Annotated in this window: 10 protein-coding genes; all 10 read left to right on the top strand. The window is 71.0% G+C overall.

Translation table 11 applies throughout. The annotated features are described in order from the left end of the window. The first annotated feature begins 37 nt into the window (after positions 1-37). The 10 genes from atpA (at position 38) to E4V99_RS00625 (ending at position 12,459) form a co-directional block, all read left to right on the top strand. Complete coding sequence (atpA, locus tag E4V99_RS00670; RefSeq protein WP_135064708.1) at positions 38-1,675, top strand: F0F1 ATP synthase subunit alpha; 1,638 nt, start codon at positions 38-40, stop codon at positions 1,673-1,675. A 22-nt stretch (positions 1,676-1,697) separates the two neighbouring features. Further along, the gene (locus E4V99_RS00665; RefSeq protein WP_135064711.1) at positions 1,698-2,597 is read left to right on the top strand and encodes a F0F1 ATP synthase subunit gamma; all 900 of its coding nucleotides are present in this window, start codon (positions 1,698-1,700) and stop codon (positions 2,595-2,597) included. A gap of 22 nt (positions 2,598-2,619) precedes the next feature. Further along, complete coding sequence (atpD, locus tag E4V99_RS00660) at positions 2,620-4,062, top strand: F0F1 ATP synthase subunit beta (protein ID WP_135064714.1); 1,443 nt, start codon at positions 2,620-2,622, stop codon at positions 4,060-4,062. Between the two features lies 1 nt (position 4,063). Then, entirely contained in the window at positions 4,064-4,324 is a 261-nt protein-coding gene (locus tag E4V99_RS00655) for a F0F1 ATP synthase subunit epsilon (protein WP_135064717.1), read from the top strand. A gap of 100 nt (positions 4,325-4,424) precedes the next feature. Further along, complete coding sequence (locus E4V99_RS00650) at positions 4,425-5,174, top strand: peroxide stress protein YaaA (protein WP_135116049.1); 750 nt, start codon at positions 4,425-4,427, stop codon at positions 5,172-5,174. A gap of 117 nt (positions 5,175-5,291) precedes the next feature. Next, on the top strand, positions 5,292-6,089 hold the full coding sequence (locus E4V99_RS00645) for a DUF5684 domain-containing protein (protein ID WP_135116048.1): 798 nt from the start codon (positions 5,292-5,294) through the stop codon (positions 6,087-6,089). A 64-nt stretch (positions 6,090-6,153) separates the two neighbouring features. Further along, a complete protein-coding gene (locus tag E4V99_RS00640) occupies positions 6,154-7,131 on the top strand; it encodes an aldo/keto reductase (protein ID WP_135116047.1) in 978 nt (325 codons plus the stop codon). A gap of 106 nt (positions 7,132-7,237) precedes the next feature. Continuing rightward, positions 7,238-8,011, top strand: a complete 774-nt coding sequence (locus E4V99_RS00635; RefSeq protein WP_135064726.1) for a protein phosphatase 2C domain-containing protein — start codon at positions 7,238-7,240, stop codon at positions 8,009-8,011. Positions 8,012-8,103: 92 nt separating this feature from the next. Continuing rightward, positions 8,104-10,887, top strand: coding sequence for an FtsK/SpoIIIE domain-containing protein (locus E4V99_RS00630; RefSeq protein ID WP_135116046.1), 2,784 nt, complete (start codon positions 8,104-8,106; stop codon positions 10,885-10,887). A 93-nt stretch (positions 10,888-10,980) separates the two neighbouring features. After that, positions 10,981-12,459: an APC family permease gene (locus tag E4V99_RS00625; RefSeq protein ID WP_135116045.1), complete on the top strand. Its 1,479-nt coding sequence runs from the start codon at positions 10,981-10,983 to the stop codon at positions 12,457-12,459. Positions 12,460-12,461: the final 2 nt, after the last annotated feature.

Raw genomic sequence — 12,461 nt, 5'->3', positions numbered from 1 at the left:
TCTCGGGGCGTATCGCCCCACAACACGAAGGAAGACAATGGCAGATATCACGATCAGCCCCGACGTCATCCGTGACGCGCTGAAAGACTTCGTCGCCGCCTACGAGCCCACCGGCGCCGCCGCGACCGAGGTCGGCACCGTGGTCGACGCCGCAGACGGCATCGCGCACGTCGAGGGACTGCCGGGCGTCATGGCCAACGAGCTGGTCCGCTTCGCGGACGGCACGCAGGGTCTCGCATTGAACCTGGACGAGCACGAGATCGGTGTCGTCGTGCTCGGGGAGTTCTCCGGCATCGAAGCCGGTCAGGAAGTCACCCGCACGGGTGAGGTCCTCTCCGTGCCCGTCGGCGACGGGTTCCTGGGTCGCGTCGTGGACCCGCTGGGCAACCCCATCGACGGCCTCGGCGAGGTCGCCAACGAGGGGCGCCGCGCGCTCGAGCTGCAGGCCCCCGGCGTCATGGCGCGTAAGAGCGTGCACGAGCCCATGCAGACGGGCATCAAGGCCATCGACGCGATGATCCCCGTCGGCCGCGGCCAGCGTCAGCTCATCATCGGCGACCGCCAGACGGGCAAGACGGCCATCGCGATCGACACGATCATCAACCAGAAGGCCAACTGGGAATCCGGCGACGTCAACAAGCAGGTGCGCTGCATCTACGTCGCGATCGGGCAGAAGGGCTCCACGATCGCCTCGGTGAAGGGCGCCCTGGAGGACGCCGGCGCGATGGAGTACACCACCATCGTCGCCGCCCCGGCGTCGGACCCCGCCGGCTTCAAGTACCTCGCCCCCTACACCGGTTCGGCCATCGGCCAGCACTGGATGTACCGCGGCAAGCACGTCCTGATCATCTTCGACGACCTGTCCAAGCAGGCTGAGGCGTACCGCGCCGTGTCGCTGCTGCTGCGTCGTCCGCCGGGCCGTGAGGCCTACCCCGGCGACGTGTTCTACCTGCACTCGCGTCTGCTGGAGCGTTGCGCCAAGCTCTCCGACGAGCTGGGCGCGGGTTCGATGACGGGCCTCCCGATCATCGAGACGAAGGCCAACGACGTCTCGGCCTACATCCCGACGAACGTCATCTCGATCACCGACGGCCAGATCTTCCTGCAGTCCGACCTGTTCAACGCCAATCAGCGTCCGGCCGTGGACGTGGGCATCTCGGTGTCGCGCGTCGGCGGTGACGCCCAGGTCAAGTCGATCAAGAAGGTCTCCGGCACGCTCAAGCTCGAGCTGGCCCAGTACCGCTCGCTCGAGGCGTTCGCGATGTTCGCGAGCGACCTGGACGCCGCGTCCCGGCGCCAGCTGGCCCGCGGTGCGCGTCTGACGGAGCTCCTCAAGCAGCCCCAGTACTCGCCGTACCCGGTGGAGGAGCAGGTCGTGTCGATCTGGGCCGGCACCAACGGAAAGCTCGACTCGATCGAGGTCTCCGACGTGCTGCGCTTCGAGCGCGAGCTGCTGGACTACCTGCGCCGCAACTCCACGATCCTCGAGACCCTGCGCGACACCAACGTCCTCGACGATGACACCGCCGCCGAGCTGGAGAAGAAGGTCGACGCGTTCGTCCTGGAGTTCCAGGCCGGCGACGGTCAGGGCATCGGCGCTCCCGGGAACGAGGCGGTCGAGGCCGCCGAGGTGGAGGACGTCAACCAGGAGAAGATCGTCAAGGGCCGCCGCTAACAGCGACGCGAGGACACACACCATGGGCGCACAACTGCGGGTCTACAAGCAGAAGATCAGTTCTGCTCAGACCACCAAGAAGATCACGAAGGCGATGGAGCTCATCGCGGCTTCGCGCATCCAGAAGGCGATGGCGCGGGTGCGCGCGTCATCGCCGTTCGCGCGTGCCGTCACGCGGGCCGTCTCGGCGGTCGCCACGCACTCCAACATCGATCACCCCCTCACGACCGAGCGCGCCGAGATCCGGCGCTCGGCCGTGGTGATCTTCGCCTCCGACCGGGGCCTGGCCGGCGCGTTCAACTCGCAGATCCTCCGCGAGGGTCTGGAGCTGGCTGCCCTCCTGCGCTCCCAGGGCAAAGAGGTGGCGTACTACCTCGTCGGCCGGCGGGCGGTGGGCTACTTCCAGTTCCGTCGCCTCGCCACCGAGGCCGAGTGGACCGGCGACACCGACACCCCGCAGTTCCGCACCGCGGAGGAGATCTCCGCGACCCTCATCGACGCCTACAACCGTGGCGGCGGCGAGGGTGGCGTGGATGAGATCCACCTCGTGTACAACCGCTTCGTCAGCATGATGACCCAGAGCCCGGAGACGGTGCGCCTGCTTCCGCTGGAGGTCGTCGAGGCCGAGGAAGAGCCCACGGGCGCTCAGGTGTACCCGCTCTACGAGTTCGAACCCGAGGCCGCGACCGTGCTGGACGCGCTCCTGCCGGTGTACATCCAGAGCCGCGTCTTCAACGCCCTCCTGCAGTCCTCGGCGGCCAAGCACGCCGCGACGCAGAAGGCGATGAAGTCGGCCAGTGACAACGCCGACAAGCTCATCACCGACTACACGCGCCTGCGCAACAACGCACGCCAGGCCGAGATCACGCAGCAGATCGCCGAGATCGTCGGCGGCGCCGACGCCCTGGCGTCGGGCAAGTAGACCCAGAGAAAGAGAAGAAGCCATGAGCCTCACCGCCGAGAAGACCGCGGTCGTCGGGCGCGTCGCGCGCGTCACCGGGCCGGTCGTCGACATCGAGTTCCCGCACGACAGCATCCCCGACATCTACAACGCGCTGAAGACGACGATCACGATCGGCGACGAGTCGACCGAGATCACGCTCGAGGTCGCGCAGCACCTCGGTGACGACCTCGTCCGCGCCATCGCGCTCAAGCCGACCGACGGCATCGTCCGCGGCCAGGAAGTGCGCGACACGGGCGACCAGATCACCGTCCCGGTGGGCGATGTCACCAAGGGCCGCGTGTTCAACGTGACCGGCGAGATCCTCAACGCCGAGCCCGGCGAGCAGATCGAGATCACCGAGCGCTGGCCCATCCACCGCAAGGCCCCCAACTTCGACCAGCTCGAGTCGAAGACGCAGATGTTCGAGACCGGCATCAAGGTCATCGACCTGCTGACCCCGTACGTGCTGGGCGGCAAGATCGGCCTGTTCGGCGGGGCGGGCGTGGGCAAGACCGTCCTCATCCAGGAGATGATCCAGCGCGTCGCGCAGGACCACGGTGGCGTGTCGGTGTTCGCCGGTGTGGGCGAGCGCACCCGTGAGGGCAACGACCTCATCGCCGAGATGGAGGAGGCGGGTGTCTTCGACAAGACCGCCCTCGTCTTCGGCCAGATGGACGAGCCGCCGGGGACGCGTCTGCGCGTCGCCCTGTCGGCCCTGACGATGGCGGAGTACTTCCGCGACGTGCAGAAGCAGGACGTGCTGCTGTTCATCGACAACATCTTCCGCTTCACGCAGGCCGGCTCCGAGGTCTCCACGCTCCTGGGCCGCATGCCCTCCGCCGTGGGATACCAGCCGAACCTCGCCGACGAGATGGGTGTGCTCCAGGAGCGCATCACCTCCACCCGCGGCCACTCGATCACCTCGCTGCAGGCGATCTACGTGCCCGCCGACGACTACACCGACCCGGCCCCGGCGACCACGTTCGCCCACCTCGACGCCACGACCGAGCTCTCCCGCGAGATCGCGTCGAAGGGTCTGTACCCCGCCGTCGACCCGCTCAGCTCGACCAGCCGCATCCTGGACCCCCGCTACATCGGTGAGGACCACTACCGCGTGGCCACGTCGGTCAAGCAGATCCTGCAGAAGAACAAGGAACTGCAGGAGATCATCGCGATCCTCGGTGTCGACGAGCTCTCCGAAGAGGACAAGATCGTCGTGTCGCGTGCACGCCGCATCCAGCAGTTCCTCTCGCAGAACACCTACATGGCGAAGAAGTTCACCGGTGTCGAGGGCTCCACGGTCCCGATCAAGGAGACGATCGAGTCCTTCGACGCGATCGTCAAGGGCGACTTCGACCACGTCGCCGAGCAGGCCTTCTTCAACGTCGGCGGCATCTCCGACGTCGAGGCCAAGTGGGCCCAGATCCAGAAGGAGAACGGCTGACATGCCGCTCGACGTGCACCTCGTCTCGGCCGACGCCGAGGTGTGGACCGGTGAGGCGTCCCTCGTGATCGCCAAGACGGTCGAGGGCGAGATCGGCTTCATGGCCGGTCACGAGCCGGTGCTCGCGATCCTCGCCGAGGGCCAGGTGCGCATCACGCGCACCGACGGCTCCAAGGTGATCGCCAACGCGCAGGACGGGTTCCTGTCGATGGAGGGCGACACCGTGACGGTCGTCGCCGGTAACGCCGCCCTCGTCTCCTAAGTCGCTACACCCCGAAACACCACATTCCGTCCGAGACGCCCCGCTTCGCGCGGTGTCTCAGACGGAATGTGGTGTTTCGCATGAAGGAGGAGATCGGCGGATGCTGATCCTGCTGCCGCCGTCCGAGACCAAGCGGCCCGGCGGCGACGGGGCGCCGCTGCGCCTCGATGCGCTCGCCCTGCCCGCCCTGCGCCCCGAGCGCGCCGCGGTGGCCGAGGCCCTCGTGGAGCTGTCGTCGGACGAGGACGCGGCCGCCCGCGTACTGCGGCTGAGCGCACGGCAGCGCGGCGAGATCGCGGTCAACGCTGCGCTGCTCGAGTCGCCCACGATGCCCGCGGTCGACCGCTACACCGGTGTGCTCTTCGACGCACTCGGCGCGCACACGCTGGACGCCGCATCCCGCCGGTGGCTGGGGGAGCACGTGCTCATCCACTCCGCCCCGTTCGGGCCGGTCGGGGCCGATGATCTCATTCCCGCGTACCGGCTGGCCGCCGGCACCGCGCTCCCGGGCGTTCCGCCGCTGCGCCGGCTGTGGGCGGCGCCGGTGACGGCAGCGCTGTCGGCCGCATCGCCGCGGTTCGTCCTGGATCTGCGGTCCGAGGCGTACGTCGCCCTCGGGCCCGTGCCCGCCGGGATCGACACCGCGTACGTACGCGTGGTGACCGAGGGCGACGGAGGAGCGGCCCGTGCCCTGAACCACTTCAACAAGCACGCGAAGGGTGACCTCGTGCGGGCGCTGACCACCGAACGGCCGCGCCTGACCTCCACGGACGGATTCCTCGACTGGGCCGCACGTGCGGGCCGGACCGCCCGTCGCGGGCGGCCCGGTGAGATCGACCTCGTCGTGTGACCGGCAGGCGACGCACCCGCGCGGCGTCTGCCAGGAAATACACAGCTTCGCTAGCATGACGACGCGGGGTGTCCCCCGCGGTGCGCGGGCACGACAACCCGTTCGGAAGGACTACTCGTGTATAACTACGACAATTCGGGCGCGGTGATCGGCCTGATCGTCGCCGGGCTCTTCATCTGGCTGATCGTCGCGGCAGCGGCGTACGTCGTGTCGTCCATCTTCTACGCCAAGCTCTTCGCCAAGGCGGGGGTCGAGGGCGCATGGCGCGGATGGGTTCCCTTCTACCGGGAGCTGATCTTCGTCAAGCTGGGTGACCTGAACCCGTGGTGGCTGCTCGTCCTCATCGGCGCCGCCTTCGTGCTGAACCTCATTCCGTACATCGGCGTCCTGATCGGCTGGATCCCCAGCGTGGCGGCGACCGTGTACTTCATCCTCGCGGCGTACCGCATCCAGACGAAGCTCGGCAAGGACGCTCCGTGGATCATCCTCGCGATCTTCCTGTCCCTCGTGTGGCTGGGCATCATGGCCTTCGACCGGTCGCGCTGGACCACCGCCGTCGCGCCCGCCCCGTGGGCGCGCAACTTCCTCGCCGACAACACGGTGTGGCCCGGCATCCCCGCTCAGGGCGCCGCCGGATACGCTCCGCCCGCCGCGCCCGGTTACCCGGCCCCCGGCGGCTACCCGCCGCCCGCCGGCTACGGCCAGCCCTCCGGCGGCTACCCCGCCCCGCCCGCACCCGGCGGTTACCCGGCACCCGGGGCGCCCACGCCCCCGCCCGCCGGGGCGCCCACGCCCCCGCCGGCCGGCCCGCCGACGACGCCGCCGCCCGCGGCGCCTCCGGCAGCCACCCCGCCGCCCGCGCAGGAGCCGCCCGCGACGCCTCCGGCCCCGCCGGCTGAGCCGCCGCGCGGCTGACCCGCCTCATCCGATGAGCCCCCGCCCCGGCGGGGGCTCATCGCGTCCGGGATAGCGTGGAGGCATGACGCACTCGGTTCCCCTTCGTCAGGTCGGCGCATCCGGCCTCCTCGTGTCCGCCGTCGGGCTGGGCTGCAACAACTTCGGCCGGTCCGGTACCCGCACCGAGACCCTGGAGGGGACGCGCGCAGTGCTGCATGCCGCGATCGATTCCGGCGTGACGTTCCTGGACACCGCCGACGTCTACGGCAAGGAGTTCGGGCTGAGCGAGACCCTCATGGGGGAGGCGCTGCAGGGGCGCCGCGACGAGGTCGTCCTCGCCACCAAGTTCGGTCACGCCCAGCTGGCGCCGTCGGTGGTGGGCGGCACGAAAGCATCCCGCACGACGATCCGCCGTTCGGTGGAGGCGTCGCTGCGTCGCCTGCAGACGGACTGGATCGACCTGTACCAGCTGCACACCCCCGACCCCGGCGCCCCGATCGAAGAGACCCTGGACGCCCTCGAAGACCTCGTGCGTGCGGGCCTCGTCCGCTACATCGGGCACTCCAACCTGGCCGGCTGGCAGATCGCCGAGGCCGACGCCGCCGCCCGCCGCGGCATCCGCTTCGTGTCCGCGCAGAACCAGTACAGCCTCCTCGCCCGCGCGGCCGAGCGTGAGGTGCTGCCGGCGGCGCGGCATTTCGGCCTCGGGTTCTTCCCGTTCTTCCCCCTTCACAACGGGCTTCTCACGGGCAAGTTCACGCGGGAGGGCGGACCGCAGGACAGCCGCATCCTGCGCCAGCGTCCGCACCTGTGGTCGGATGCACCGTGGGACCGGCTCGAGGCGTATCGCGACTTCGCCGACGCGCGGGGCATCACGATGCTGCAGGCGACCTTCGGATGGCTCCTGGCCCAGCAGCCGGTCTCCAGCGTCATCGCGGGCGCCACGACCCCCGACCAGGTCCGCTCCAACGCCGAGGCGGCGACGGCATGGACGCCCACGGCCGAGGATCTTGCGGCCATCGATGAGATCCTGCCGCTGCCGGCGGACCCCGCCGCGTGAGCGTTCCCGCCCCCGATCCTCAGCGCCGGCGGTGCGTTCCATTAAGATGTGAGGACGTCGCGAGGCTCTTTCGCGATGACCGCTCTCGGCAACCGGAGGACGTGGCGTGCCACAGGTGACCACCAGCACCCGCTCCGTCCGCGTGCAGGACGCGACGATCGAGCTCTCGTGGGCCGGGGTCACCGACACCGGCCGCCGCCGCGAGGTGAACCAGGACGCGGTGCTCACGAGCTTCCCGCTGTTCGTCGTCGCCGACGGGATGGGCGGGCACGTCGGCGGGGAGATCGCCAGCGCGAGCACCGTCGACCGCCTGCGCGCGATGGTCGATGACGGCACCGTGACACCCAAGGCGATCGAGAAAGCCCTCGTGCGGGCCGTGAAAGACATCCTCTCCCACCCCGAGGCCACCGACGAGGGCACCGGCACGACGCTCACCGGCCTGTTCCTGGACACGTCGCAGAACCCGCCGCACTGGGTGACGCTGAACATCGGCGACTCGCGTGTGTACCTCCTGCGTGACGGCGACCTCGTGCAGATCACCACCGACCACTCGGTCGTGCAGGAGCTGGTCGCCGCCGGCCGGCTGAGCCCGGAAGAAGCCGAGAACCACCCCTACGGGAACGTCATCACCCGCGCGGTCGGCCCGACCGAGAGCGTCAAGCCCGACTACGTGCGACTGGACGTGGTCACCGGCGACCGCTTCGTCATCTGCTCCGACGGGTTGACCAAAGAGCTCACCGACTACGGCATCCGGCATTTCCTGGACGAGAACCCCGACCCCGCCGACGCCGTCGAGGCCATGCTCGACGCCGCACTGGAGAACGGCGGACGCGACAACGTCACGATCGTCGTGCTCGACGTCCGCCGCATCGCCGACTGACTCCTCCTCCCCAGCCGGGCACATCGCCCGGGTCGTCCCCAGCCTCCTCGTCCGTTCGTGCGGAGAGGCGGCGGCCGCGATGAACTGGGGCGATGAGCGCCGGTTCCCCGCCCCCTCCGCTGCACACGGCGGATGCGTCGACGCTCTCCCTCCCGCCGCGCCCGGGCGCCCCGGCGCGGCCGCCCGTGCCATGGCTGGCATCGGCGGTGCCGGTCGTGGGAGCACTCGGGTTCTGGGCGCTCACCGGATCCGTCTTCGCGCTGTGGTTCGCCGTGCTGGGGCCGCTCATCGCCGTCGCAGGCATCGCCGACGGCGTCCGGGCGACGCGGCGTGCGCGGCGTGCCGCGGAGCGGGAGGCGGCTGAGGCGCTGGCCCGCGTGCGTGCCGACGTCGAGCGGCGGCACGACGCCGAACGGGAGACGCTGCGCACGCGACATCCCGACGTCGCCGGCCATCTCGCCCGCCCTGACCGGATCTGGCGCAGCGGGAGCGCGGGGGAGGGGCGCGTCGTCGTCGGCACCGGCGACCTCGCCAGCGTCACGCGGGTGTCGGCGTCGGGGTCGCACCCCGACGACCTGCACGTCGCGCAGGCCGCTCGCACGCTCACCGGCGCCCCGGTCGCGCTGCCGCTGGCGGGCGGATGCGTCGTGGTCGGCCCGGAGGTCGCGGCCAGAGCGGTGCTGCGTGCACTGCTGCTGCAGGTCGCCCTGGCACACCCGCCGGGGGAAGTGGAGATCGCGGCATCCGACGGCGCCGAAGCGGAGTGGATCGACGCCTTGCCGCACGCCGCCCGCACGGGCGCTCGGCGGATCGTGTGGGCGCGCGCCGGCTTCCCGCCGCCCGAGGCCGACGTCGTCGTGCTGTGCGCGCACCCCGGCGACCCGCTGCCACCTGGGCGCGCGCTGCTGATGACGCTGACCGGACCCGGCACGGCGCGCGTGGAGGCGGGGGCGGACGTGCACGAGGTGGATGTCGAGGCCGTCGGACGGGCGCAAGCAGCACTCATCGCGGGAGAGCTGACGGCACGGTACGCGGCGGCCGGGGCGGGGGCGGCCGACGAAAACCGCATCGTGCAGCTTGCGACGCTGCCGGCGCCGGCGCGGGAGCCCTCGCGCGCGGGTCTCCCGGTGGCGATCGGCGTCGCGGGGGGAGCGCCGTACTCAATCGACCTCGTGCGGGACGGACCGCATGCCGTCGTGGTCGGGATGACCGGCGCGGGCAAGAGCGAACTGCTCGTCACGTGGGTCACGGCACTGTGCGCGCGGTACTCCACCGCCGATGTGTCGTTCCTGCTGGCCGATTTCAAGGGCGGGACGGCGTTCGAACCGCTCGCGACCCTCCCGCACGTGACCGGCGTGATCACCGACCTCGACGCCGGCAGCGCAGGGCGGGCGATCGACAGCCTCCGCGCGGAGGTGCGTCATCGTGAGAGCATCCTCGCCCGCGCCGGCGAACGCGACATCGCCGCCGTCGACCTGCCCCGCCTCGTGGTCGTCGTCGACGAGTTCGCGGCGCTGCGGGACGCGCATCCCGACCTCGAACCGCTCTTCGCCGACCTGGCCGCGCGCGGCCGGGCCCTCGGCATCCACCTCGTACTGGGCACGCAGCGCGCCGCCGGCGTCATCCGCGACGGGCTGCTGGCCAACTGCGCACTGCGGATCAGCCTGCGCGTGGCCGACGCGCACGACAGCACCGCCGTCGTGGGCACCCCGGATGCGGCGGCGCTGCCGGGCGAGCCGGCGGCGCGCGGGCTCGCGCTCATACGGCGCGGCACCGACACGCGGGCCACGCGGGTGCGCGTCGCGCTGGCCGGAGCGGAGGACATCGCCGCCGCCGCACGGGGGGCTGGTCCCGCGCCCCGTGCCACGTGGCTGCCCGAGCTGCCCTCCCGCGTGGGGCTGGACGACCTGCGCTCCGCGGCGCCCGGCATCGTCCTGGGCCTGGGCGACCAACCCGCCCGGCAGCGTCAGGACCCGGTGCTCCTCCCGCCCGACGGCCGGGGTCTGCTCGTGGTCGGCGGCCCCGGTGCCGGCAAGACCACGACCCTGCGCACGATCGCCGCGCAGGTTCCCGCGCGCGTGTGGGTGGGATCGGATCCGGAGCACGCGTGGGACGCACTCTCGGCGCTCGCGCTGGAACCCCCGCCCCCCGGCACCGCGGTGTTCCTGGACGACGTCGACGCCGTGGCCGGGCGGCTCCCGGACGAATACGGACGCGCCGCCGCAGACGCGATCGAGCGGCTGGTGCGCGATGCCGGGGCTCTCGGCATCCGCGTCTTCGCGACCGCACAGCGGCTCACCGGGATCGCGGGGCGCATCGCCGAGCTCTTCCCCCGCAGGCTCGTCCTGCCCACCCCCAGCCGCGCCGAGCACATCGCCGCCGGCGGCCAGGCCGCGGGCTTCGTGCCGCACTCCCCGCCCGGGCGGGGCGTGCTCGACGGGCTGGTCGTGCAGGTCGCTGTGGCTCCCGCTGTCGCGGCCCGCGTCCCCCCGGGAGTCGCCCTGTGGCAGCCGCCGGAGGGCGTGTCCGGGTTCGTCACGCGCCGAGGCGTCACCGAACCGCTCGAGCGGTGGGAGCGCACGGGGGTGCGCGTGCGCGCCGTGGACGCCGCCGACGATCCCACCGCCGCCGAGCCGGGCGGACGGGTCGTCCTCGTCGGCGATCCGGACCAGTGGATGGCGCGACCGCGCCTGCTCGAGCGGATGCGGTCGGGATCGGTGCTCGTGGTGGATGCGGCGTGCGGCCGCGACCTGCGGCTGCTGACAGGTGAACGCGACCTGCCGCCCTACGCCAAGCCGCAGCGGGGCCGGGCGTGGGAGTTCGCCGGTGGGCGGCCGCCCCGCAGGGTCGCCGTGACGCCCACCGCCGACACTTGACCCCCCCCGCGCCACCGAGCCCTACGTTCGGCGTGTGGCCATGACCGAACGCACCCCACCGACGGCAAGGGCCTCGCGACGGGGACCCTGGGGCTGTGGGGATCCGTGGTCATCGGGCTGGCCTCGACGGCACCGGTGTACTCCCTCGTCGCGACGCTCGGCTTCGTCGTCCTCGCCGTCGGAGCGCAGGCGCCCATCGCGTTCGTCCTCGCCTTCCTCCCGATGCTCTTCATCGCCTTCGCGTACCGGGAGCTGAACAACGCCGTCCCCGATTGCGGTACGACGTTCACGTGGGGGACGAAGGCGTTCGGCCCCTGGGTGGGGTGGATGGGCGGGTGGGGCGTGGCGGTGGCCGGCATGGTCGTCCTCGCCAACCTCGCTCAGATCGCGGGCATCTACTTCTGGTCGCTGTTCGGCGACGGGTCGCTGTCGGAGAACGTCCCGCTGGTGACGGCGACGGGCGTGGCTTTCATCGCCGTGATGACCTGGGTGAGCTGGCGGGGCGTGGAACTGGGGGAGCGCCTCCAGAACATCCTCCTCGCCCTCCAGTACGTCGTCCTCGCCGTCTTCGTCGTCGCCGCGCTGTGGCGGTTCTTCGACGGTTCGGCTCCCGATCCGACGCCATTCGACATCGCGTGGTTCAACCCGTTCGCCTTCACCGAGTGGAGCGGCTTCACCGAGGCCGTGCTGCTGGCGCTGTTCATCTACTGGGGCTGGGACACGTGTCTCGCGCTCAATGAGGAGACCCGGGATCCCACACGCATCCCCGGGCGGGCCGCGGTGCTGACGACCGTCATCCTGCTGCTGACCTACGTGGGGGTCACGGTGGCGGCGATGATGTACGCGGGCCTGGGCGAGACCGGCTCGGGTCTGGGCAACGAGGCCAACGCCGACGATGTCTTCCTGGCCCTCCGCGACGGCCTGTTCGGCCCGTTCGGGTGGGTGCTCGTGGTGGCGGTGCTCATCTCGGCCGTGTCCTCCACGCAGACGACCATCCTCCCCACTGCGCGCGGCACGCTGGCGATGGCCGCCTACAAGGCGCTGCCGGCGCGGTTCGGGACGGTGCATCCGCGGTATCGCACGCCCTCGTTCTCCACCCTGGTCATGGGCGTGGTCGCGAGCCTGTACTACGTCGGCATGACCCTCATCAGCGACAACATCCTGCAGGACTCGATCCTGTCGCTGGGTCTTGCCATCGCGTTCTACTACGCCATCACGGGTTACGCGTGCGTGTGGTACTTCCGCCGCGACCTGTTCACCTCCGCGCGCAACCTCGTCTACCGCGGCATCCTGCCGCTGGCGGGCGCGCTCATGCTCACGTACGCGTTCGTGCAGTCGGCCGTCGACATGTACGACGTCGACTACGGCTACACGGTCCTGCTGGGGATCGGCGGGACCTTCGTCGTCGGCATCGGGGCGCTCGCGGTGGATGTCGTCCTGATGATCCTGTGGTTCCTGTTCCCCGGATCCAAGCCGTTCTTCCGCGGTGAGAGCCTGAACCGCGACACTCCCGTGCTCGTGCCGGAGGACCCCGCGGACTATGTGCGCTCGGTCGACGGCGGGCTGGCGTAGGG

The organism is Microbacterium sp. dk485 (genome assembly GCF_004570445.1).
Classification (GTDB): domain Bacteria; phylum Actinomycetota; class Actinomycetes; order Actinomycetales; family Microbacteriaceae; genus Microbacterium; species Microbacterium wangchenii.
The sequence above is the reverse complement of the archived record's forward strand: the minus strand, read 5'-3'. Positions and strand labels throughout refer to the sequence as shown.